General features: G+C 71.1%; 20 protein-coding genes. All 20 read right to left on the reverse strand.

What is annotated here, in order from left to right:
* Nucleotide 1 precedes the first annotated feature (1 nt).
* Nucleotides 2–1,462 carry a cobyric acid synthase gene (locus HNP48_RS29890; RefSeq protein ID WP_184864359.1) on the reverse strand — a complete coding sequence of 487 codons (1,461 nt, stop codon included), beginning with the start codon at nucleotides 1,460–1,462 and terminating at the stop codon, nucleotides 2–4.
* 35 nt (nucleotides 1,463–1,497) lie between these two features.
* Nucleotides 1,498–1,899 (reverse strand): DUF3037 domain-containing protein, encoded by a 402-nt coding sequence (locus HNP48_RS29895; protein WP_184864193.1) that lies wholly within the window; start codon nucleotides 1,897–1,899, stop codon nucleotides 1,498–1,500.
* Nucleotides 1,886–2,671: a HipA family kinase gene (locus tag HNP48_RS29900; protein WP_184864195.1), complete on the reverse strand. Its 786-nt coding sequence runs from the start codon at nucleotides 2,669–2,671 to the stop codon at nucleotides 1,886–1,888. Before HNP48_RS29900 ends, HNP48_RS29895 begins: the two co-directional genes overlap by 14 nt.
* Entirely contained in the window at nucleotides 2,671–3,735 is a 1,065-nt protein-coding gene (locus HNP48_RS29905) for an aminotransferase class I/II-fold pyridoxal phosphate-dependent enzyme (protein ID WP_184864204.1), read from the reverse strand. The genes HNP48_RS29900 and HNP48_RS29905 overlap by 1 nt, the downstream gene beginning before the upstream one ends.
* Nucleotides 3,732–4,733, reverse strand: a complete 1,002-nt coding sequence (cbiB, locus tag HNP48_RS29910) for an adenosylcobinamide-phosphate synthase CbiB (RefSeq protein ID WP_184864212.1) — start codon at nucleotides 4,731–4,733, stop codon at nucleotides 3,732–3,734. The genes HNP48_RS29905 and cbiB overlap by 4 nt, the downstream gene beginning before the upstream one ends.
* Nucleotides 4,721–6,292 carry a PepSY-associated TM helix domain-containing protein gene (locus HNP48_RS29915; RefSeq protein WP_184864214.1) on the reverse strand — a complete coding sequence of 524 codons (1,572 nt, stop codon included), beginning with the start codon at nucleotides 6,290–6,292 and terminating at the stop codon, nucleotides 4,721–4,723. The genes cbiB and HNP48_RS29915 overlap by 13 nt, the downstream gene beginning before the upstream one ends.
* Nucleotides 6,293–6,311: 19 nt before the next feature.
* A complete protein-coding gene (locus HNP48_RS29920) occupies nucleotides 6,312–8,438 on the reverse strand; it encodes a TonB-dependent siderophore receptor (protein WP_184864215.1) in 2,127 nt (708 codons plus the stop codon).
* A 67-nt stretch (nucleotides 8,439–8,505) separates the two neighbouring features.
* Nucleotides 8,506–8,907: a DUF1636 domain-containing protein gene (locus tag HNP48_RS29925; protein ID WP_184864217.1), complete on the reverse strand. Its 402-nt coding sequence runs from the start codon at nucleotides 8,905–8,907 to the stop codon at nucleotides 8,506–8,508.
* Between the two features lie 22 nt (nucleotides 8,908–8,929).
* Nucleotides 8,930–9,652: a VWA domain-containing protein gene (locus HNP48_RS29930; RefSeq protein ID WP_184864219.1), complete on the reverse strand. Its 723-nt coding sequence runs from the start codon at nucleotides 9,650–9,652 to the stop codon at nucleotides 8,930–8,932.
* A complete protein-coding gene (locus tag HNP48_RS29935) occupies nucleotides 9,631–10,704 on the reverse strand; it encodes an ATP-binding protein (RefSeq protein ID WP_184864221.1) in 1,074 nt (357 codons plus the stop codon). The genes HNP48_RS29930 and HNP48_RS29935 overlap by 22 nt, the downstream gene beginning before the upstream one ends.
* On the reverse strand, nucleotides 10,701–14,498 hold the full coding sequence (gene cobN, locus HNP48_RS29940) for a cobaltochelatase subunit CobN (RefSeq protein WP_184864223.1): 3,798 nt from the start codon (nucleotides 14,496–14,498) through the stop codon (nucleotides 10,701–10,703). The genes HNP48_RS29935 and cobN overlap by 4 nt, the downstream gene beginning before the upstream one ends.
* 10 nt (nucleotides 14,499–14,508) lie before the next feature.
* Nucleotides 14,509–15,567, reverse strand: a complete 1,059-nt coding sequence (gene cobW, locus HNP48_RS29945) for a cobalamin biosynthesis protein CobW (protein WP_184864225.1) — start codon at nucleotides 15,565–15,567, stop codon at nucleotides 14,509–14,511.
* Nucleotides 15,568–15,613: 46 nt separating this feature from the next.
* Nucleotides 15,614–16,492: an ABC transporter substrate-binding protein gene (locus HNP48_RS29950; protein WP_184864227.1), complete on the reverse strand. Its 879-nt coding sequence runs from the start codon at nucleotides 16,490–16,492 to the stop codon at nucleotides 15,614–15,616.
* Between the two features lie 6 nt (nucleotides 16,493–16,498).
* Nucleotides 16,499–17,068: a cob(I)yrinic acid a,c-diamide adenosyltransferase gene (gene cobO / locus HNP48_RS29955; RefSeq protein ID WP_184864229.1), complete on the reverse strand. Its 570-nt coding sequence runs from the start codon at nucleotides 17,066–17,068 to the stop codon at nucleotides 16,499–16,501.
* An 813-nt stretch (nucleotides 17,069–17,881) separates the two neighbouring features.
* The gene (locus HNP48_RS29960; RefSeq protein ID WP_184864231.1) at nucleotides 17,882–18,559 is read right to left on the reverse strand and encodes an energy-coupling factor ABC transporter permease; all 678 of its coding nucleotides are present in this window, start codon (nucleotides 18,557–18,559) and stop codon (nucleotides 17,882–17,884) included.
* A 55-nt stretch (nucleotides 18,560–18,614) separates the two neighbouring features.
* On the reverse strand, nucleotides 18,615–19,388 hold the full coding sequence (locus tag HNP48_RS29965) for an ABC transporter ATP-binding protein (protein ID WP_184864233.1): 774 nt from the start codon (nucleotides 19,386–19,388) through the stop codon (nucleotides 18,615–18,617).
* Complete coding sequence (locus tag HNP48_RS29970; protein WP_184864235.1) at nucleotides 19,385–20,419, reverse strand: iron ABC transporter permease; 1,035 nt, start codon at nucleotides 20,417–20,419, stop codon at nucleotides 19,385–19,387. Before HNP48_RS29970 ends, HNP48_RS29965 begins: the two co-directional genes overlap by 4 nt.
* Nucleotides 20,416–21,324 carry an ABC transporter substrate-binding protein gene (locus tag HNP48_RS29975; RefSeq protein WP_184864237.1) on the reverse strand — a complete coding sequence of 303 codons (909 nt, stop codon included), beginning with the start codon at nucleotides 21,322–21,324 and terminating at the stop codon, nucleotides 20,416–20,418. Before HNP48_RS29975 ends, HNP48_RS29970 begins: the two co-directional genes overlap by 4 nt.
* Entirely contained in the window at nucleotides 21,324–21,917 is a 594-nt protein-coding gene (locus HNP48_RS29980) for a bifunctional adenosylcobinamide kinase/adenosylcobinamide-phosphate guanylyltransferase (protein WP_184864239.1), read from the reverse strand. Before HNP48_RS29980 ends, HNP48_RS29975 begins: the two co-directional genes overlap by 1 nt.
* The gene (locus tag HNP48_RS29985) at nucleotides 21,914–23,287 is read right to left on the reverse strand and encodes a cobyrinate a,c-diamide synthase (protein ID WP_184864241.1); all 1,374 of its coding nucleotides are present in this window, start codon (nucleotides 23,285–23,287) and stop codon (nucleotides 21,914–21,916) included. The genes HNP48_RS29980 and HNP48_RS29985 overlap by 4 nt, the downstream gene beginning before the upstream one ends.
* Between the last annotated feature and the right edge of the window lie 26 nt (nucleotides 23,288–23,313).

Consider the following 23,313-nt stretch of genomic DNA (forward strand, 5'->3'; position numbering starts at 1 on the left):
ATCAGGCCACCAAGGCTTGCAGCACGCCGGGCTCGAAATGCGCATCCACGACGCGGGCCAGGCCCTCCATCACGGCGTCGAGCGTGGGCACGGGGGCGGCCCCTGCGCGGCCGAACAGGGCCTGCAGTGCGGCCGGGTCTTCGAGCAAGCCGTGCAGGTACAGCCCGAGCACATTGCCCGCGCCGTTCTGCCAGGCCAGGCCCGGCACGACTTCGCGCGCCACATCGCCACCGGCCGCCATGGCCGGGTGCTGGGCGGTCTGGCCGTGGTGGATCTCATAGCCGCTGGCCTGCACGCCCGACAGCGGCGCCCAGGCGCCCTGCAGCGCACCGAACTGCACGGTGCTGCGGCGCACGGTCTTGGCGGGCTCGAAGGTGGTCACCAGCGGCAGCAGGCCCAGGCCGGGCGCGTTGCCGTCGATGCCGGCGGTGTCGATCAGCGCCTCGCCCAGCATCTGCAGGCCGCCGCACACGCCCAGCACGGTACCGCCCTGCCCTGCGTGCGCGGCGACGGCAACATCCAGCCCCTGCGCGCGCAGCCAAGCCAGGTCGGCCGCGGTGGCCTTGGAGCCGGGCAGCACGACCCAGTCCGTGGGCTTCAGGCCCGCCAGCTCGGCCGGGCTGCGCGCCCAGACCAGGCGCACGCCGGGCACGTTCTTGAGCGGCTGGAATTCGTCGAGGTTGCTGATGCGCGGGTAGGCGATGATGGCCACCGTGGTGTGCACGGCCCCGGCCGCGGTGCTGCGGTCGTCGAACACGCCGTCTTCCTCGGGCAGGCCATGGTGCCACTGCATGGGGATGGTGGCCACCGTGGGCACACCCGTCAGTTCCTGGAGCATCTGCGGGGCCGGGGCCAGCAGCGTGGCATCGCCGCGGAAGCGGTTGAGCACAAAGCCGTGGATCAGCGCGCGCTCGTCCTCGGGCAGCAGGGCCCAGGTGCCGTAGAGGTGGGCAAAGGCGCCGCCGCGGTCGATGTCGGTCACCAGCAGGCAGCGCGCGCCGCTGTGGCGCGCCACGCGCATGTTCACCACATCGCTGGCGTGCAGGTTGATCTCGGCAGGCGAGCCCGCGCCCTCGATCACCACCACGTCGTTCTCGGCGCGCAGGGCATCGAGCGCAGCGGCGATCTGCGGCCACACGCGTTCGCTGCGGCCACGCCAGGGCAGCGCGGTGAGCTCGGCGCTGACCTGGCCGAGCAGCACCACCTGGCTCTTGGTGTCGGCCTCGGGCTTGAGCAGCAGCGGGTTCATGCGCACATCGGGCACGGTGCGGGCGGCGATGGCCTGGAAGTACTGGGCACTTCCGATCTCGCCGTGGCCATGGTCGCTGGCCACCACGCGCGCGTTGTTGCTCATGTTCTGTGCCTTGAAGGGCGCCACCTTGTAGCCCTGGTTGGCGTACCAGCGGCACAGCGCCGTGGCCAGCCAGCTCTTGCCGGCGCCACTGGTGGTGCCCAGCACCATGACGCAGCGGGCGAGCTTTGCAGACGGGCGTGCAGTCAAGGCAGCGGCCGCACCATGCGGTCCATGATGTGCTCGAGCGCCGCCGCTGCATCGGTGCAGCGGCCCGTGTGCACGGGCGAGGTCTGGATGATGGCGCTGCGCTTGGCCGTGAGCCAGTGGAAGCGCTGGCGGAAGGGCAGCTGCGCGATCGGCCCGCAACCCGCCTCCCCCGCGCAGATGGCCACGATGGCGGCCAGGTGGCGGCGCACGGTGTCGATGTCGGCATGCGGGTCCATGGCCAAGAGGCGCTCTTCATCGAGCGCAATGGCGGCCTGCAGGAAGCCGCTCTTCTGGCACGAAAGGATCACGCCGGCGTTGATGAATTCCTCGCGCTCCACGCGCGGCACCACGCGCACGATGGCGTAGTCGTAGACCTGTTGTGTCTCAGCCGCGGGCATCGATGGCCCCTTTCACCCAGGTTTCGCGGCCGGCCAGGCGTGCGCAGAAATGCTCCACATAGGCCTGGCGGTGGCTGGCCGGCTGCGCGAGCGGGCCCTCGGTGTGTTCGGCTGCGGCCAGCGCCAGGAATTCATCGGGTACCTCGGCCAGGATGCCCGTGATCACCTCGCGCGTGAGCAACGCGGCCAGTTCCGCATCGACCTGGGCGATGGCCGTGGCCCGGTGCAGCAGCACATGGTCGGCAATCGGTGCAAAGGCCTTGGCCGGCTGCGCCACCGCGCCGTTCCACGCATGGTGGAAGGTGAGCGAGGCGCCATGGTCGATGAGCCAGGGCTTGCGGTGCCACATGAGCAGGTTGGTGTTGCGCGCCGTGCGGTCCACATTGGCCACCAGGGCGTCGAACCAGACCAGGCGCGAGGCGAAGTCGTCGCTCACCTCGTCCACGCCCGGGTCGAAGTTGAGCGCGCCTGAGAGATAGTCGAGCCCCACATTGAGGCCGCCGCTGGCGCGCACCAGGTCCTGGATCTCGGGGTCGGGCTCGGTCTGGGCCAGGGCCGGGTCGAGCTCGGCGAGCACGATCTCGGGCACGGGCAGGGCCAGGGCACGGGCGATGCCGCCCGAGATCATCTCGGCCAGCAGGGCGCGCACGCCCTGCCCTGCGCCGCGGAACTTGAGCACGTACAGGCCCAGGTCGTCGCCCTCGACCACGGCGGGCATGGAGCCGCCTTCACGCAGCGGCGTGACATAGCGGGTGACGGTGATGGTTCGCATCAGGGGGTGTCGCTTTCTTGGGGTTGTGCGCCAGATCGTACGGCCAACCAGGCCTGGCGCAAGGCGTCCTGCGCCTCGGGTGCCAGCACCCCCATGCGGACCCCGCCGGGCAGGCCGAACGAGGTGGTGTCGCGCAGCTTGATGCCGGACACGCGCAGCGCCGCCAGCGCGGCCGGCAGATCAGCGCACGCAGGCTGGGCGCAGAAGTAATTGGCCAGGCTGCCCGCATGCACGGCCCAGCCCAGGTCCAGGCACAGGGTGAGCTGGCGCTGCTTCCAGTCGCGCAGGACATCGAGGCTGTGCACCAGCCAGCGCTGCACACCGGGCTGCACCCAGGCCTGCAGCAAGGCCACGCCATGCGCTCCCACGGCCCAGGATGGCGCCAGGGCCTGCAGTGCCTGCACATCGCCATCCGCCCCCTCGGGCGCCACGGCATAGGCGGCGCGCACCCCCGTGAGGCCCAGGGCCTTGTTGGGCGTCCACAGCTGCCAGCAGCGCAGCCCGGGCGGCATGGCAGGGACGCCGGCCCAGGGCGCCATGCCGCCGCCCCCGTGCAGTTGCAGCGGGGCATAGGCGCAATCCAGCACGCGCAGCGCGGCCTGCCCGTCTCTCCAGGCGGCCAGCACGGGGTCGGCCCGGCCCAGCGGGCTCGAAGGCTCGCAAGCCCATTGCAGGCCTGGTGCGGTCACCGCTTCGTCTCCGCGTCGCAGCAGGGCGAGCCCGCGCGCCTGCGCCGCCTGGGCATAGTCGCCATAGCTGTGCAGGGGAACGCCCACCCGCACCACCCCCTGCTGCACGGCCAGGGCCGTGATGCGGTGGATGAACTCGCTGGAGCTGGCCGCCAGCACGATGCGCCCGGCCGCCACGCCGTGGAAGGCGCCCAGCGCCTCGCGCAGCGCCGTGTAGTGCGGGTCGGGGTAGCGCGTGGCATCGGCCTGCTGCACGGCCTGCAGCGCATCCGGGCAGGGGCCGCAGGCATTGCTGTTGGTCGAGAAGTCGTGCGCCGGCGCACCCTGCGCATCGGGGCCACCGTGGTGGTGCAAGACGCCGGCCTGCCAGCTCATGCGCCCACCCAGGTGGTCACGATGGTGATCAGCATGTGGGCGCCCACGCCCACGGGGATCAGCGCCAGCGCCAGCAGCGTGCCCAGCTTGGCGGCTCGGTGGGTGTCGAGCGGGCCGGGGTCACGCGCATCGGCGTTGAGCACATACACCCCGGGCTTGGCCAGGCGCACGCCCAACGCCAGCGCCATGGCCGCCATGGGCCAGCCGCTGTTGGGCGAGGGGGTGCGGCGCGCCAGGCGCGCCACCGTGGACAGCTGCACCCCGCGCGCCAGCACGGCCAGCAGCAGCGCGCTGATGCGCGCCGGCAGCCACGAGAGCACATCGTCCGCGCGTGCCGCCCACTTGCCGGCCCATTGCCAGTAGCGCCCGCCGCGCATGCCGGGGTAGCCCCACATGGCATCGGCCGTGTTGGCCAGGCGGTACAGCGCAGCACCGGGCAGGCCCAGCAGCACGAACCAGAACAGCGGTGCCACCACCGAGTCGTTGAGGTTCTCGGCCAGCGACTCGATGGCCGACTCGCGCACCTGGCCCGCGCTGAGCGCGCTCACATCGCGGCTCACCAGGCGCGCCAGTTGCTCGCGGCCCTCGGGCAGCGAGCGGGCCAGCGCGGCCTCCACCGCCAGCACCTCGTCGTGCAGCATGCGCCAGGACAGCAGGGGCTTGAGCAGCAGCCCGAGCAGCGCGGCCGCGATCACGTCGTGAAAGCGCAGCGCCAGCCACTGCAGGCCCCAGGCCGTGGCCACCACCGTGGCCGCCAGGGCGCACCAGGCCAGGGCCATGGACCAGAAGGCCCGCCAGTCGTTCGGCACGGGCGACAAGGGTGCCCAGCGCTCCCCGCACCAGCCCAGGGCCTTGCCCATCCACACCACGGGGTGGATGGCGGCCGGCGGCTCGCCGCGCCACCAGTCGATGGCCAGGGCCACGAAAGGCACCCAGATCAGCGCACGCAGGGCATCCCATTGCGTGCCGGGCAGCAGCAGGTCGATCACACCGTCCATGCGCCCCCCGAAGAGTCGCCCACCACGCGCCGCGGCTTCGTGGAGCGCACAGGGCGGCGGCGCGCCGGCACGAACACGCGCCAGGCGATCACGCACGAGGTGATGCACAGCGCGATGCCCAGCAGCGACAGGCCCACCACCAGCGCGGTGCGCAGCAGCGGGCGCGCCAGCAGCGGCGCAAAGTCCAGGCTGTGCAGGCCGTTGTAGAGCACACGCTGCCAGGGCGTGGTGGCATCGGCACGCAGCACGATGCGGGCGGAGGCGGGGTCGGCGTACACGCTCACGTCGTCTCCGGCCCAATGGGCACGCCAGACGGGCAGCGGGCGGTTGAAAGCAGTGGATGCAGCATCATGGTGGCGCGCATAGTACAGCCCGTCGTACTGTGTGAGCTGTTCGATGGCCGGCGGCGGGCTGCCGGGGCGCAGGCCCTGCAGGGCGGCAAGCACGGTGGGGTCAGGCACGGCACGGACAACGGTGGCCTCGGGTCCGTCGGCACGCACCAGGCGCTGCACCGCGCCCTCCCCCAGCCCACGCACCCGGTACCAGGCCTGGCCTGCAATGCGCAGGGTATCGAGCTCCAGTGGCACGATGCCATCGGCCGCGGCCAGCGCCACCGCCTCGGCCGGGCCGCGCGCCATGCGCGGTGGCTCGCCGGCCCACTGGGTGCGCGCCTGCGGATCGGCCGCGCGCCCGGTGAACACGCCAAACGGGTTCATCGACATCAGGCCCGAGAACATCCAGGTGAGCGTGAACACCGCCGCCACCAGGCCCAGGATATGGTGCCAGCGCATCCAGAACTTGCGGTAGGGAATCCAGCGCCGCCGGTTCAGGAACAGCTGCCAGACGCCCAGAGCGATGCCCGTGGCCGCCAGCAGCACGCCCGGAATGGAGAGCCACACCACCACCTGGTGCCAGGCCTTGGGGAACTGGCGCAACACCGTGGGGTAGATCCAGTGCGGCACGGCGCCCAGCCAGTTCCAGAAGCGCTCGGCACGGCGCGTGTCGCGCACCACCTCGGCGGCGCCGGGCGAGACATAGAGCTCCAGGCCGTCGTCGCCATCGAGCAGCACCTTGACCAGCGGGCGGTGCACGTCCAGGCCCTGGGGCACCGTCCACTGGTCGCGCTCCAGCCGCTCGGTGCCTGTGGCACGCCGGCCACTGAAGGCCTCGGCCACGGCGGCGGCCTGCGCATCGTCGAGCGGCGGCACCAGCGCGCCCGTGCGCGCATCCAGCGTGTGCCAGCGCGGGCGCAGCGCAGCACCATCACTGCCAACGGCCGCCGCGGCCTGCATGCGCCACACGGGGACATCGCCGAGCATGCCCAGGCGCGCTTCGCCCGCACCGGCGCGCAAGCCCGCGCGCTGGGCCGCCTCGGGCGCCGCCAGGCAGCAGCCGGCCGGCAACGCGAGCGGCGGCATGGCCGCCAGCCGCTCGGCCTGCGTGAGGCTGGGAAAGGGCACGTAGTACAGCACCACCCCGCTCACGAACCACATCAGGAAGAACAGCGCAAGCACCACGCCCAGCCACTTGTGCAGAAAAATGACGAGCTTCTTGGCCATGCGCTGCACCTCCCCGGGGTCAGAACGACGCGCGCGCCGTCAGCTGCACCGTGCGCGGCGCGCCCAGCAACCAGCGGGTGTTGGCCGTTCCGGCGAGTGCGTAGTCGCGGTTGGCCAGGTTCTTCACCGACAGGCCGAGCTTGAGGTTGCGCGAGTAGTCGTACGCCAGCGAGGCATCGAACACCGCATACGACGGCAGCTTCGTGGTGTTGGCCGTGTTGCCCTGGCGCTCACCCACATAGCGCGCACCGAAACCGGCCTGCCATTGCGGCAGGAAGCGGTATGCCGTCCAGATGCTGGCCGTGCGCTCGGGCACGCCGGTGGGCGTCATGCCGTCGCGCGAGACCAGGGCACCCGAGACCAGCTCCTTGAAGTCATCGTAGCGTGCGCGCAGGAAAGCGGCGTTGGCATCGATGGTCCAGCCGCGCACGGGCTCGGCCGCAAAGGCCAGCTCGATGCCGGTGGAGGACTGCTGGCCGATCTGCTGCGTGATGTTGGGGTTGCTGGCATCGCGCGAGAGCAGGTTGCGCTTTTCGATCTTGTACAGCGCCACGGTCCACTCGCCGCGCAGGGCGGGCACGGCGCCCTTGGCGCCGACTTCCACCTGGCGGCCTTTGGTCAGGTCGAAGGTGTTGCCACCACCGGGCAGCGAGAGCGCGCCCGAGAGCGGATCGGTGCCCGTGCCGAACTGGCCGTAGAGCGACAGCGCCTCGCTGGGCGACCACACCGCGCCCAGGCGGCCGGTGACGGGCGAGTACTTCTTCACCATGCGCACGCCGCCGCGCAGATCGGTGGTGTCGAGCTCCATGTGGTCGCTGCGCAGGCCGGCGACCAGCTTCCATTGCTTTCCAAGGTCGAGCGCGTTCTCGGCGAACAGCGCCGTGGTCTTGAGTTCCGACGCCCGGCCGGGGATGGTGGGCACGGGGCTGATGAAGCCACCAGGCGCAAAGTTGAACGGGTCCACCGTGCTCGCTCCGCCATAGGGCGAGTTGTTGGTATGCACGAGCTTGGTGCGGTACCAGTCCAGGCCCACGATGAAGCGGTTCTTCAGGCCGCCCAGGTGGCCGTCGAAGGCGGCGTCGAAGCGGTTGCCGGTCTGCTCCTGGTCGTGCAGGATTTCGAGGTAGTCGCTGCGGTTCACCGCCGTGCCGGCAGCGTTGAAGGCATAGGCCTCGGCATTGCGCCAGTGGCGGTCGGTCGTCAGGTGGTAGGTCTCGTTGCGCACGCGCACACCGGCGGAGGCCTGCCAATCGACCTTGGCGCGCCAGACGCGGTCGTCGTACTTGACCACCGCATCGGCCACGTTGAAGTTGGTGCGGCGCAGGCGCTCGTCGAGCACGCCATTGCGCAGTGGCGTGCCGAAGTAGCGCGCATCGTCGTTCACGCCGCCATCGGCCGAGAGGGTGATGTTCAGGTCGCGGCTCGGGCGCACGGCCAGGGCCAGCGCGTAGTTGTGGCGCTGCGTGTCCATGAGGGCGCGGTAGCCATCGCTCTTTTCCGCATCGAGGTAGACCGAGTAGGCCAGCACGTCGTTGATGGGGCCGCGCAGGCCCACGCCACCCTGCACCGTGCCGTAGGAGCCCACCGAGAAGAAAGCCTCGCGCTGCGTGGTCTCGAAGCTGGGGCGCTTGCTCACATAGTTCACGGCCGCGCCGATGGCGCCATCGCCGTAGAGCACCGAGGCCGGGCCGCGCAGCACCTCGACCGACTCCATGGGCCAGGTCGAGAACGGGTAGGTGATGGTGCCCGAGGCCACGATGAGGCGCGTGCCGTCCACCATCTGCGCCACCGAGTTGTGGCCGGCAAAGCCGCGCGCCACCAGGCTGGTGCCGCCGTTGCCGGGGGCTGGCGCCTCGGTGATGCCGGGCATGCGCACGGCCACGTCCTGCGCGCGCGTGAGGCTGCGCTCGGCGATGTCGGCCGCGCCCAGGCTGCTCACGCTGGCCGGGGTTTCGCGCGCCGTGAGGCCCAGGCGCGAGCCCGTGGCGCTGGGGGCATCGAGCGACAGGGTGCTGCCAGGCGCAGTCTGGGTGTCCGTGACCTGCACGGCGGGCAACTGGGTGGTGGCGGTGGACTGGGCATGGGCCGCCGTCTGCGCGATGCAGGCCAGCACGGCCAGGGACAGGGGGGTGAGATGTCGGTGCATGGGAAAAAGAACTCCAAAAGGCAGAAACAGGAAAACGCGAAAGCGGGGGGGCAGATGCGCACCTGGATCAGCCCGTGGGGTTCACACCCCAGGGCGGCAGCCGGGCCACGATGCCGCTCTTGAGGCGCGCGGGCCGTTCGTTGCGCTGGAGCATGCCGTCGCTGGCACGCGCGTGCATGGCACCGCACTCCAGCACATGGCGGGCGGTCTCTTCATCGGGCTTCAGGTCGCCAAACACAAAGGTGTATTTGCCCGGCGCCTGGAAGGCCACGGAGCAGGCGCGCCCGCAACTGCTCAGGCAGGCCACGCCGCGCACGCGCACCTGGGCCCAGGCGCCGGCATCGTCGTCGAGCTGGGCGGTCTGCACGGCCTCGAACAACAGCTCGCCGTCGGCAGGCAGCTCGCGCGAGGCGCCGGCCGGGCGGCAGGTGGTGCAGACGATCACGTCGGTGGTCATGGAGTCGGACATCGGGAAAGGCTCGTTGTTCTTTTCAGGAAGAAAGGGGTTCGGGCAGGCGATGTTCCGCGTGCCAGCGCGCGGCCCAGGCCGCGCAGCGGCCCAGGGGCCGCAAGGGGTCGTCGAAGTCCACCAGCACGACCTGCGTGGCTGCGGCTGGCGCAGCGGGCTGCTCCAGCGTGCGGCCATCGGTCAGCAGCCACAGGCACGAGCGCGCACCTGCGCCGCGCTGGCGCCGTGCGCTGCGCAGCAGGCGCTCGGCCTCGGCCAGCCCCGCGGCCAGGGGCGTGCCACCACCGCCACCCAACGGCCGCACGCGGGCCGTGCCGGAGGCGCGCGCCGGCCCCGGGGGCAGCAGCAACTGCACGCCCTGGCCGCCAAAGCTGAGCAATGCGACCTGGTCGCCCGCCCGCGCGGCCTGTGCGATCAGGCGCGCCGCATAGCCCTTGGCCCAGGCCAGTCGCCCGCCCTGGCGCATGGAGCCCGAGGTATCGAGCGCAATCAGGTGCAGGCAGGGCTGCACGGCGCTGGCGGGGCGGCGCCGCACATGCGCTGCCCGCAGGCGCGCCGGGCCCTTGGCCGCCAGCGTGCGCAGCCAGTCGATGCCCAGGCCTTGGTCATCGGCGGGCCGGGTCACGGGCTGCGGTGTGCGCAGCCAGGCATTGCGGGGGGCTTGCCACCGCCAGCCCGCGCTGGCCTTGGTCGATGAACCAGGAACGCGCGGGCCGGGGTGGCTCAGGCTTTTTTTGGCGGCCACGCCCCCGTGCTGCGCACCCGCGCCATGGCCTGCGGCTCGGGCGGCAAGGCACCCCAGTCGCCTTCGGGTGCGTTCTGAGCCGATGCCGCTGCGCCCTGCCCGCCTGCGGGTGCCGGACCGCGGGCGGACGACGCTGGCGGCGTGGCGGCCGAAGGCGGTACCGAGCCCGCTGCAGCGTCTTCCGTGCGGCGGTGCGCCAGCGCGAGTTCGGCCACGGCGTCCACATCCTGCAGGCGCACGCTGCTGCGCTGCTCCAGCGCGGCCAACGCACGCGCTGCGCGCAGCATCACCAGGTCGGCGCGGATGCCGTCCACGCCGGCATCCAGCGCCCGCTGTGCGGCGTGCTGCACCACCTCATCAGTCCACACCAGGCCCGCCAGGGCCGCGCGGGCGCGGGCCAGCGATTGCGCCAGCCCGGCCTGCGCGGCGGCATGCTGCGCCACCACGGCCTCTGGGTCCATCTCGAAGGCCAGGCGCGCGCGCACGATGGCCTGGCGCACGGCTGGATGAGTGGGGTTGGCCAGCGCCACCGACAGGCCGAAGCGGTCCAGCAGCTGCGGGCGCAGCTCGCCCTCCTCGGGGTTCATGGTGCCCACCAGCACGAAACGCGCTGCGTGCTGGTGCGACACACCGTCGCGCGCCACGGTGTTCACACCGCTGGCGGCCACGTCGAGCAGCGCATCCACCAGCGCATCGGGCAGCAGGTTGACCTCGTCCACATAAAGCACGCCACCATGCGCGCGTGCCACCAGGCCGGGCGCCAGGCGCACCTGGCCGTCGCGCAGCACGTCTTCGAGGTTGAGCGTGCCCACCAATTGCTCCAGGCTGGCGGCCAGTGGCAGCGTGACAAAGGGCGCCTCGGGCAGCAGCGCGGCCAGCGCCCGCGCCGAGGTGGACTTGGCCGTGCCGCGCGGTCCGCTGATCAGCACCCCGCCCATGCCGGGGTCGACAGCGGCCAGCAAGAGCGCCAGCTGCAGCGTGTCATGGCCGACCAGGGCGGTGAAGGGGAACACGGTGGAAGGCACGGGGGCCAGGGAAATGGTCGTCGTCATGTCAGAGGTCCTTCGCCCTGGGTCTCCAGGCGGTGTTCGAGCGCCAGCAGGTGCTGCTCGATGCGCTCGCGGTGCTCGCCGGGCTCGGCCCACAGGCCACGCTGCATGGCTTCGAGCAGGCGCTCGCCCACGCTGCGCAGGGCCAGCGGGTTGTGTTGCTGCAGAAAGGCGCGCGTGTCGTCGTCATGCAGGTAGGCATCGGCCACCAGGGCGTACTGGTGGTCGGCGACCACGCCGGTGGTGGCATCGAAGGCGAACAAATAGTCCACCGTGGCGGCGATCTCGAAGGCACCCTTGTAGCCGTGGCGTTTCACGCCATCGATCCACTTGGGGTTGACCGCGCGCGAGCGCACCACGCGTGCCAGTTCTTCGCCCAGCGTGCGGATGCGCGGCGCCCCCGGCACGCTGAAGTCGCCGTGGTAGAGGGCAGCAGGCGCGCCGGCCAGCTGCTGCACGGCCGCGGCCATGCCGCCCTGGAACTGGTAGTAGTCGTCGGAGTCGAGGATGTCGTGCTCGCGGTTGTCCTGGTTGTGCAGCACCGCGTCCACCGCCGCCAGGCGCTGCTCGAAGGCCGCGCGCGCGGCCTCGCCATGGCCGCCCTGGCCGTAGGCAAAGGCGCCTGCACGCAGGTAGGCCTGGGCCAGGTCGTCGGCCGTGCTCCAGCGGCCGCTGGCCATCACCTCCTGCAGGCCGGCGCCATAGCCGCCCGGGCGCGGGCCGAACACGCGCCAGGTGGCGCGGCGCTCCGCTTCCTCGGCTGCCATGCCCTGCGCCTGGGCCTCGGCGGCTTCGCGCCGCACGCGCACGCGGATCGGGTTCACCTCATCGGGCTCATCCTCGGGCGAGATGGCCGCGACCGCGCGCACGGCGGCATCGAACAGGTCGATCACGCCCGGGAAGGCGTCGCGGAAGAAGCCCGACACGCGCAAGGTCACATCGATGCGCGGGCGGTTGCGGATCGCCATGGGCAGCACCTCGATGTCCACCACGCGGTGGCTGCCGGGTGCCCACTTCGGGCGCACGCCCAGCAGGGCAAAGGCCTGGCCGATGTCTTCGCCGCCCGTGCGCATGGTGCTGGTGCCCCAGACCGACAGGCCCACCGCCGTGGGAAAGCTGCCATGGTCCTGCAGGTGGCGCTCCACCACGCGGTCGGCCGCCAGCGCGCCCATGCCGTAGGCCGTGGGCGTGGGCACGGCGCGCGTGTCCACCGAATAGAAATTGCGGCCCGTGGGCAGCACATCGGGCCGCCCGCGCGAGGGCGCGCCGCTGGGCCCCGGGGGCACAAAGCGGCCCGCCAGGCCACGCAACAGCTGGCCCATCTCACTCGGGCCACAGGCATCAAGCCGGGGCGCGAGCACCGTGCGCATGCGCACCAGCACGGCCGCGGCCTGCGGCCACCGCACCGCATCGATGGGCTCGGCCTCTGCCCCCAGGTGGCGCTCCACGCACTGCGCGGCCAACTGCTCCAGCCGCTCGCGCGTGTGGCCCGCGTGGCGCCAGGGCTCGTCGCCCAGGGCCTGCAGCGCGGCGGGGCGCGGGGCGGTCCAGGGCGCGGCCCACTCGGGGTTCAGGGGGTCGAAGTCGCCCAGGCCCAGGTCCTGCGCCAGCGCCACCAGCAGGCTGCCCTGCCCTGTCACCACGCCCCCGGGGAAGCGCGCCAGCGCCACCAGCGTATCGGTGCGCTGGCGCCCCTCGGGTGAGCGGCCCAGGATGTGCAGGCCGTCGCGGATCTGCGACTCCTTGATCTCGCAGAGGTAGGCATCCAGGCGCTGCAGCAAGGCCTCGCGCCCGGCATCGTCGGCCGGCGGGGCAAAGCCCAGCTCCTGGTGCAGGCCGTGCTGCAGCACCTGGTCGAGGATGCCCTGGCGCAGCAGCCGGGCGCGGCGCGGGTCCAGCGACAGGGCCTCGTAGTACTCGTCCATGGAGCGTTCGAGCTGCTGCAGCGGGCCGTAGGTTTCGGCGCGCGTGAGCGCGGGCATCAGGTGGTCGATGATGACGGCCTGCGTGCGCCGCTTGGCCTGGCTGCCCTCGCCCGGGTCGTTGACGATGAAGGGGTACAGGTGCGGCAGCGGGCTCAGGATGGCGTCGGGCCAGCAATCGGCGCCCAGCGCCACGCTCTTGCCCGGCAGCCATTCGAGGTTGCCGTGCTTGCCCACGTGCACCACGGCGTCCACCGCGAACACGCGGCGCAGCCAGAAGTAGAAGGCCAGGTAGCCATGGGTGGGCACCAGGTCGGCATCGTGGTAGGTGGCCACCAGGTCCAGGTCGCGCCCGCGCGCAGGCTGTATGCCCACGAAGACATGGCCCAGGCGCACACCGGGCACCATGAAGCGGCCGCTGCGCACCATGGGGTCTGCGCCGGGCGGGCCCCACAGCGCGTTCACCGCCGCCTGGTTGTCGGCAGACAGCGCGGCAAAGTCGGCCAGATAGTCGTCCATCGCCAGGCTCTGGCCCGCGGGGCGGTCGGGGTTGGCATCGAGGTTGTTGGTGACGCCGTCCACCAGTTGCGCGATCAACGCGTCGCCCGACGCGGGCAGCTCACCCGTGGTGTAGCCCGCATCGCGCAGCGCCTGCAGGATGAGCACGGTGGAGGCCGGTGTATCCAGCCCCACGCCATTGGCCAGGCGTGCATCGTCATTGGGGTAGTTGGCCAGCACCAGGGCCACGCGCTTGCCCACCGGCGGCTTGCTGCGCAGCGCGCACCAACGGCGCGCGAGCTCAGCCACGAAGGCGATGCGTTCGGGCTCGGGCTGGTAGCGCACCACGTCGACCTCGGTGCGCTCGCAGCGCCAGGCCAGGCCCTTGAAGCTGATGGCGCGCGCGCCGATGCGCCCGTCCACCTCGGGCAGCACCACCTGCATGGCCAGGTCGCGCGGCGCCAGGCCATGCGGGTCGTCCTGCCACTGCTCTTGCGAGCAGCCGGCCGTGATGAGCTGCAGCACCGGCGCGTCTCCGGCCAGGGCCACCGGCGGGGCCTCTTCGCTGCCGTCAATGGAGGCCACGGCAAAGCTCGTCGCATTGAGTACCACGGCCACACCCTGCTCTGCGGCCAGGGCCTGCAGCGAGGCCAGGCTCTCGGGGTTCTTGAGCGAATCGACCGCCACGGCCAGGGTGTTCAGCCCGGCCTCGGCCAGCGCTGCCTGCACAGCATCGAACACCGCCGTATTGCCCGCCTGCAGGTGGGCGCGGTAGAACACCAGCAGTGCCACCGGTGCACCGGGCACCCAGGGTGCAGCCTGCGCTGGGGTGTAAGGCATCACCGGCGGCAAGGGCTGCGGTGCGGGTGGGCGCGCGCCGATGCCGAAGGCCGCATGGCCGATCAACGCAAAGAACGCCAGCGCGTTCTCGCGCCCGCCCTCGCGCAGGCAGCGCCACAGCTGGTGGCAGTCGGCCGGGCTGGCGGTGCTGCGCATCAGCAGCTGCGGGTCTTCCACGTTGTCGCCCGAGAACAGGGCCAGCCACTGGCCATGGCGTGCCGCCAGCGCCTGGGCCTGCTCCACCACATAGGCCCAGTCGCTCGGGCTGCCCAGGTGGTCGATGACGACCACGCGCGCATGGCGCAACACATCGTCCACATACAGGTCGGTGGACGCAGGCTGGCGCAGCCACATCAGGTTGGCCAGGCGCACGCGCGGGAAACCCTCGCCCAGGCTGGCGGCCGCGTCGGACAGCAGCGACAGCGTGGTGTCGGCCGCGCTCAGGACGACAATGTCGCCCGGCGTCTGCTCCACGCGCACCAGGCCCTGGCCCCCGTCTTCGACGTAGCCACCGGGGCGCGTGGACAGCAGATGCATGCGGCGGACCTCAGGCCGTGGCGGCCGACAGTGCCGACTGCACCTCGGCCTGCAGGGCCGCAGCATCCAGGTGGTCGCCGATGACCACCAGGCGCGTGGTGCGGGTGTCACCGGCACGCCAGGCGCGGTCGAAGTGGCTGTCGAAGCGCTGGCCCACGCCCTGCACCACCAGGCGCATGGCCGCACCCGGCAGGGCCACAAAGCCCTTGATGCGGTAGATCTCGTGGCGCTGCACCAGGGCGATGAGCGCATCCACGAGGCGCTGGCGGTCTGCCACATCGAGCGTGATCTGGACCGATTCGAACTCGTCGTGGTCGTGGTCCTCTTCCTCGTCGTGGTGGGTCTTGCGCGCGTCGATCACGTCTTCCACCGCATGGCCCAGGCCCAGCAGCACGCCGGGGTCGATGCGGCCATGCTGGGCGTGCACGAACTTCACGCCGGGCAGGGTCTCGCCGCGCACGATGGCTTCCACCTGGGCCAGGGCCTCGGCATCGAGGCCATCGGTCTTGTGCAGCACCACCAGGTCGGCGGTGGCGAGCTGGTCTTCGAACAGCTCGTGCAGGGGCGATTCATGGTCGAGGTTCTCGTCGGCGCGGCGCTGGGCGTCCACTGCAACGGGGTCGTCGGCGAACTGGCCGGCAGCCACGGCGGGCGCGTCCACCACGGTGATCACCGAGTCCACCGTGAACACGTTGCGCAGCGCGGGCCACTGGAAGGCCTGCACCAGCGGCTTGGGCAACGCCAGGCCCGAAGTCTCGATGACCAGGTGGTCGATCTGGTCGCGGCGTGCGGCCAGCTGTTCCATCACGGGCGCGAACTCTTCCTGCACGGTGCAGCACAGGCAACCGTTGGCCAGCTCGAACAGCTGGCCATTTTCTTCGCCGTTCTCATCGCAGCCAATGCCGCAGCTGCGCAGCAGCTCGCCGTCGATGCCCAGCTCGCCAAACTCGTTGACGATGACGGCGATGCGCTTGCCCTGCGCGTTGCTCAGCAGGTGGCGCAGCAGCGTGGTCTTGCCGCTGCCCAGGAAGCCGGTGACGATGGTGGCGGGAATCTTGTTCACTTGCATGGAAGAAATCTCCAGTCAAAAAAAATGGGTGCAAAAGAACTGCGGTTCAGCGCAGCACTTGAGGGAGGCCGGCAAGGCAATCGACCAGCATGTGCGCCGCCTCGCCTAGGCGCGGGCCGGGGCGCGAGAGCAGGTCCATGCGCTCGGCATCGAGCTGGCAGACCTGGTGCTGGCGCAGCGCCTTCATGCCCGACCAGCCGGGCCGCTCGGCCAGGTTCATGAGCGAGGCCGCCGGGCCGATGACCAGGTCGGGCGCGCCGCGCACCACCATCTCGGAGCTGACGCGCGGAAAGAGCCCCATGTCGCCGGGCACGATGTTCACCAGCCCCAGGCGCGCGATGGTCTCGCCGATGAAGCTGGCCGCGCTGGCCGCCGTGGGGCCGACGCCGACCTCGACATACACGCTGCGCCCGCGCAGGTGCGCCGGCATGCGGCGCGCCGCGGCATCGAGCTCGCGCTCGATGCGCGCCACCAGCTCGGCCGCGCGCGCCGACTCGCCCAGCGACTGGCCCACGCTCAGCAGCATGCGCTTGAGGTCGGCGTGCGTGCGCGCATCGAACACCTGCACCGGCACGCCCAGAGCCGCCAGGCGCTCGCCCGCGCGGCTGCGCGGGCCCAGCAGCACCATGTCGGGCCGCAGGGCCACGATGCGCTCGATCTGCGCATCCTGCAGGCCACCCACCTTGGGCAACCTGGCCACGGTGCCGGGCCAGCTCGAATGGCGGTCGGTGCCGACCAGCTCGGCGCAGTGGCCCAGGGCGCAGACGGCCTCGGTCAGCGAGGGCGACAGCGTGACGATACGGTGCTGTTGGGCATGCGCGATCGGGGCCGCCAACCCGCCCAACAGACCGAGCATGGCCAATGCCGGCACCGTGGGGTGCAGGCGGCTGCGGGCCATAGGCAGCGACGTCAAAGCGTTCACCATGCTGCTTCAGTCTTCGATCCCGCGCTGCGCGGGCACGCCGGCCTTGAAGTGGTGCTTGACGAGGGTCATCTCGGTCACGGTGTCGGCCAGCTCGATCAGCTCGGCCGGGGCATTGCGGCCAGTGAGCACCACGTGCACATGCGGCGGGCGCTCGCGCAGGCAGGTGAGGATGGTCTCCAGCGGGATCCAGCCGTAGCGCAGGGGGTACATGATCTCGTCGAGCACGACGAGGAAGTGCTCACCCGCGCGGATGGTGGCCTCGGCCTTGGTCCAGCCGTCCAGGGCCAGTTGGGCGGAGTGGTCGAGGTCGCGGCTCTTCCAGCTGAAGCCGTCGCCCAGGCCTTCGATGGGGATGCCCAGTTGTTCGAACAGGCGGTGTTCGCCGAACCGCGCGGTGGGGACCTTCATGAACTGGTAGATCTTGACGGTCTTGCCTCGTCCATGCGCTCGGATGGCGAGGCCGAAGGCGGCGGTGCTCTTGCCTTTGCCGGTGCCGGTGTGGACCAGGATGAGGCCTCGGCGTTCGCCTTGGGGTTTGGGGGTGTCGCGCAGGATTGGGGGGGATTCGATTTGCATGTATGTCGTTGCTTGGTGGTGACTACTTGCTTATTCAACGGCCGGGAGCCGGGGTGTGCGCCCGGCGGCGCAGTAACTTTCTTTTGCTTCGCCAAAAGAAAGTCACCAAAGAAAAGGCGACCCCCAGTCTGCGTCCCCCGCTCGCCCTGTCGGGCGAGCGGGGGCAACCTGCGATGCTCGGTCCTGGGGTGGGCGTCGATGAACTCGCTGCGTTCTTCGAACTCCGCTCAGACAGCATCGACGAGCTAGACAACGAAGTGCATGTGTCCTTCGGCACATGCACCCACCCCAGGCCCTGCGCTTCTCGGCGCAGCCAGCAGGGGTTGGGAGCGGGGTCAGGAACGGCTGCTGCTACGCAGCCGCGCCGTGTGTCGGTTACGCGCTGCGCGCTGCCGACGCGCAGCGAGGCACCACGGGGCCGAGCGAAGCGATGGCCCGTGTGGGGCCCGCATTCACCCCTTCTGACCGTGCCGAGAAGCGCAGGGCCTGGGGTGGGTGCGTGTGCCGAAGGACACACGCACTTCGTGGTCTGGCTCGCCGAAGCTGTCTGACCGGAGCTGCCTCGCAGAGGCAGCGCAGGGAGTTCTTCGGCGCCACCCCAGGACCGAGCATCGCAGGCTGCCCCCTCGCCATCGGCGAGGGGGACACGGGCTGGGGGTCGCCTTTTCTTTGGTGACTTTCTTTTGGCGAAGCAAAAGAAAGTTACTGCGCCGCCGGGCGCACATCCCGGCTCCCGCGCATGGCATGGGCACACAGCCAACAGAGCAGTCACCCCGCCGAGCAAAGAAACAGAAGCAACCACAACCAACAAACTCAAGCAGCCTGGTGCAACCGACGCTCGACGAATGAAGACCCCTCAAGACGACGCAACGCCTTGGCAGCCGCCAGAACGCCCAAATCAACCAAAGGCTCCAACAACACCACCGTCATATAAGCAGCCCCAAACGTAGCAATGCTCTCCAGATTCGCAGACCCCACACCCGCCCCGTAGATAGCCCAGAACGCCACCCACATCACGATCCCGCCCTGGTACGCCACCGACAGCTTGAACGTCTGGGCATACGTCATGTCCACATACGCCATGCTCTCCGGCACGATGCGCTTGGCCAGCGCAGCGGTCGCAAACAGCGGCACCAGCAAGGTCGTCACATTCATCCCGTACTGCGGCAGATCCTGCTGCGCAAAGAACACGCTCTGGACCAGCAGGCCAGCCGCCAGGCCGATGGCCGCAGGCGCCACACCGAACAGCAGCAACAAGGTCGTGCCCAGGATCAGATGCACCTCCGACACCCCCACCGGGTGGTGCGGGAACAGCTCGAAGAACGCGAACACCAGCGCCGTGGTGAAGACCGAGCGCAGCAGCAGGGCCACAGGGCCCTCCTTCTTCACCATGTCCAGCGCGAGCTTGCTGGCATACAGCAGTGCCGTGGCGCCCGTGGCGTAGCTCAGGAAGATCTTGGTGGTGTCCACCAGTCCAGGTTCGATGTGCATGTCACGACTCCTTGGTTAAAAAATGAAAATGAAAAACAAAAAAGAAAATCAAAAGTCAGCGCGGCAATGCCACCCACTGCCCGAACAATTCATGCACCGCGATGCGGTGGTCGAACACCGCCTCCAGCGCGCGGTGCGTCACCACCTCGTTGCAGCCACCTTGGTGCGTCACTCGGCCCTGGGCCATCACCACCAGGTCGTCGGCATGCAGGGCCAGCGAGACCTCGTGCAGCACACTGACCACCGTGGCGCCGCCGGCTACCAGGGCGCGCACGGTGTGCAGCCAGTCGGTCTGGTGCGGGGGATCCAGGTTGGCCAGGGGTTCGTCCATCAGCAGCACCTGGGCCTGCACAGCCAGTGCGCGGGCCAGCAGCACGCGCTGGCGCTCGCCGCCCGACAGCTGCGACAAGGGGCGGTCGCGCCAGTCCCAGGCCTGCGTGGTGCGCAGGGCCTGCTCCACGGCCGCATGGTCGGCGGGCGATGGCGGTGCCAGCCAGGGCTGGTGCGGCAGGCGGCCGAGCATGGCCACGTCGTAGCTGGTCAAATCGTCGGCCGAGCCTTCGTTCTGCCCCAGCCAAGAGAGCTGGCGCGCGCGCTCGCGCGCCGGCACCTGGGTCAGCATGCGGCCGAGCAGGGCCACCTGGCCATCGACCTGGCCACGCGGCAGCAGGCCGGCCAGCACCTTGAGCAGGGTGGACTTGCCCGCGCCGTTGGGGCCGACGATGCTGGTCCAGCGGCCTTCGGGCAGGTGCAGGTCGATGCCGTGCAATACCTCGACGCCGCCCACGCGCGCGGTGATGTGGTGGGCGCTGAGCGCGATGCCCTTCACAGGCCGCCTCCGTGCGCGGTGCGCCGGTGCATCAGCCACAGCAAATAGGTGCCGCCCAGGGCCGCGGTGAGCACACCCACGGGCAGTTCCTGCGGCGCCAGCATCCAGCGCGCGAGGATATCGGCCGCCAGAAGCAGCACTGCGCCCATGAGGCTGGAGAGCAGGATGTGCCGCTCGTGCGTGACACGCACGATGGAACGCACCAGGTGCGGCGCGGCCAGGCCGACGAAGGCGATCAGCCCGGTCTGCGCCACGGCCGTGCCCGTGGCCAGGGCCATGGCGGCCACCAGGCCGGCACGCATGGGGGCGAGCGGCAAGCCCAGGCTGGCGGCGGTGGCCTCGCCCAGGGTCAGGCCGTCGAGCGCGCGCGCCAGCACCCAGGCCAGCAGGGCACACAGGGCCCAGGCCGCGCCCATCAGGGTGCAGGCGATCCAGCCGACAAAGGCCGTGCTGCCCAGGATGAAGGCCTGCATGGCCTGCAGGATGTCGGGCGAGGCCAGTTCCACCAGGTCGCGCAGGGCGCCCAGCACCACGCCCACGATGACACCGGCCAGCAGCAGGCGCAGCGTGTGCTGCACGCCCCGCGCCAGCACCAGCGTGAGCACCACGGCCCCGGCCGCGCCCAGAAAGGCCATGCCCGTGATGCCGATGCGCGCGATCCACTGCGCGGCCACGGGCGACACGCCGAACATCGCCATGGCCACCGCACCGCCCAGGGCCGCGCCCGAAGCGCTGCCCAGCAGGTAGGGGTCGGCCAGCGGGTTGCGGAAAAGGCCCTGCGCCACCGCGCCGGCCAGGCCCAGCAGCGCGCCGGCCAGCCAGGCACCCAGGGTGCGCGGCAGGCGGATGTCCCAGACGATCTGGCGCGCCACGGGGTCGTCGCCCATGTGCGTGAGGCTCTCCAGCCCGGTGCTGCCCACGGCCGTGCCCAGTACCAGCAGCAGCAGGCTGGCCAGGCCCAGCCACAGCGCGCACCAAGCGGCGCGGCGCCGGCCGGCGGCGGTGGGGATCAATGCATTGCCAACCGTCATCGTGCCTTCTCGGTCAGGCAGCGCGCCATGATGCGTGCGGCCTCGGCCATGCGCGGGCCGGGGCGCACCACCACCTCGGCATCGCCGGGGCCGAACACGCACACGCGGTTCTCGCGCACGGCGCGCATGGTGGCCCAGCCAGGGTACGGCACCATGCTCTGCATGCTGCTGTTGCCGATCATCAGCACGTCGGGGTTCGCGCGCACCACGTACTCGGGGTTCAGGCGCGGGAACGGGCCGAGCGCGCCCGGCACCACGTTGCGCACGCCCAGGCGCGCGAGCGATTCGCCGATGAACGACGCCTCGCTGGCCGCATACGGCCCGCGGCTCACCTCGAAGTACACGCGCGTGTTGCGCGCCTTGGGCGGCAGCGACTGGGCCGCCGCCTGCACGGCGGCGTCGATCACGCGCCACAGCCGGTCAGCCCCCTCGGCCTGGGGCACGCCCAACACCTGGCCCACGACGCCGAGCACGCGGCGCACGTCGGCATGGGTCTTGGGCTCCAGCACCACGACCTTGAGGCCCAGGGCTTCGAGCCGATCGCTGGCGCGCGAACTCGCTGCCAGCAGCACCACATCGGGCTTGGCGGCCACGATGGCCTCGATGCTCGGATCGATGCCGCCGCCCATCCTGGGCAGCCGGGCCACCGACTCGGGCCAGTTGGAATAGCGGTCCACGCCCACCAGGCGGTGGCACTGGTCGAGCTCGCAGACGCTCTCGGTCAGCGAGGGCAGCAGCGAGACGATGCGCTGCGGTGCCTGGGGCAAGGTGACCACACGGCCCCGGTCGTCCTTGATCTGCACGGGCTCGGCCCGTGCCAGGCCGGCCATCAGCAACAGCAGCACCACGAGGATGGCGATCACCCAGAGGATGCGGCGCACGGGGGTCGGCGTCGGCTCTTCCATCAGCGCGGCTCCTTCAGGGTCAGCGGCAGCCCGGCCGCCATCAAGGTCACGCGCGGGCAGGCCGCGGCCACGCGCTGGTTGAGCACGCCCAGCGCATCGACAAAGGCGCGCACCTCGCGCCCCAGCGGAATCACCCCCAGGCCGATTTCATTGCCCACCAGAACCACGGGGCCGGGGGCGTTTTGCAATGCGGTGATGAAGTCCTCGCACTGCGCGGCCCAGGCCTGTGCCAGGGCCTCGCGCCCGTGCGCGTCCATGGCCTCCACGCCGGCCGGCATGGTCCAGTTGGTGAGCCACAGGGTCAGGCAGTCGACCACCACCAGGGTGCTGGCGCTGCTGCGCTGGCGCAGCGCGCCGGCCAGGTCGCGCGGCTCCTCCAGCGTGGCCAGGCCGGGCACGCGCTTGGCCCGCTCGCGCTGGTGGCGCGCGATGCGTTCGCGCATCTCCTCGTCCCAAGGCTGGCCGGTGGCGATCAGCACGGCATCGCGGCCGGGCGCCTGCGCCAGCCAGTCGCGCGCGGCCAGCTCGGCGCGGCGCGACTTGCCGCTCTTTTGCCCGCCCAGGACAAGCTCGGTCGTGATGGCCTGGTTCATGGTGCAGGCCCCTCGCCGCCCAGCAGGTGCGCGACGGCCGCAGGGGCCGACGGGAACCAGGCATGGAAGTAGCTCGCATGGATGCTGCCATGGCGGTACAAGGCCTCCCCCGCATCGGGCGCCGGCGCGGTGTCCGGGCGCGACGTGCGCCCCAGCACATCCGCCGAGCTCTGCGCGGTGGAGTAATGGAAGGTGTGGCCGCGCAGTGTGTGGCCCGCCACTGTGAGCTGCTGCGGCCCCAGGGCGGCCAGGCGCTTGTGCATGGCCACGCGGCCGGGCAGCAGGCCCCACAGCGGCTGCGTTGTGCCATCGGCCAGGGTGATCGATTCGAACAGGGACATCATGCCGCCGCATTCTGCCCACAGCGGCTTGCGCGCCGCCACATGGGCGCGCAGGCTGACCTGCATGGCGGTATTGGCCGCGATGCGCGCCGCATGCAACTCGGGGTAGCCGCCGGGCAACCACACGGCATCGCAGGCCGGCAATGCCGCATCGTGCAGCGGCGAGAAGAACACCACCTGCGCCCCCAGCTGCGCCAGGCACTGCAGGTTGGCGTCGTAGACAAAACAGAAGGCCGCATCGCGCCCCACGGCCACCGTGCGGCCCGCCAGCAGGGGCGGCACATGCACCGAGGGCCCCGGCGCAGGAAAGTCCACCGCCCAGCGTTGCAGCCCGCCCAGGCCCATCTGGCCCAGCGGCGTGGCAGCCAGCGCGTCGGCTGCGGCATCCAGGCGCGCCAGGGCATCATCGCCCAGCTCCTGCGCGACGACCAGGCCCAGATGGCGTTCGGGCAGCAGTGCGGCCGCGGCCTTGCCGGTGGCACCGCCACCGGGCGCCACGCGCACCAGCGCGCCCATCCAGTCCGCAGCATCCTGCAGGCCATCGCGCAGCATCTGCGCATGGCGCTCCGAGCCCACGCGGTTGGCCAGCACGCCGGCCCAGGGCAGGCCCGGACGGTAGTGGCGCAGGCCGAAGGCCAGCGCGCCAAAGGTGCCGGCCATGGCCGAGGCATCGACCACGGCGAGCACCGGCACGCCAAAGCGCTGCGCCAGGTCGGCCGCACTCGGCGTGCCGTCGAACAGGCCCATCACGCCTTCGATCAAGAGGAGGTCGCTCTCACCGGCGGCCGCGTGCAGGCGCTCGGCGCAATCGGCCTCGCCATTCATCCACAGGTCGAGCTGGTGCACGGGCGCGCCACTGGCGAGCTGGTGCCAGTGCGGGTCGAGGAAGTCCGGGCCGCACTTGAACACCCGCACCCGCCGGCCCTGGCGCGCATGCAGGCGCGCCAGGGCCGCGGTGACGGTGGTCTTGCCCTGGCCCGATGCCGGGGCGGCGATCAGGATCGCCGGACAGCGTGCCGGGGTGACCATTCTTGCGGCTTCTTCTCAGCCTTCCC

The sequence above is a fragment of the Acidovorax soli genome (assembly GCF_014207955.1).
GTDB lineage: Bacteria > Pseudomonadota > Gammaproteobacteria > Burkholderiales > Burkholderiaceae_C > Acidovorax > Acidovorax soli_A.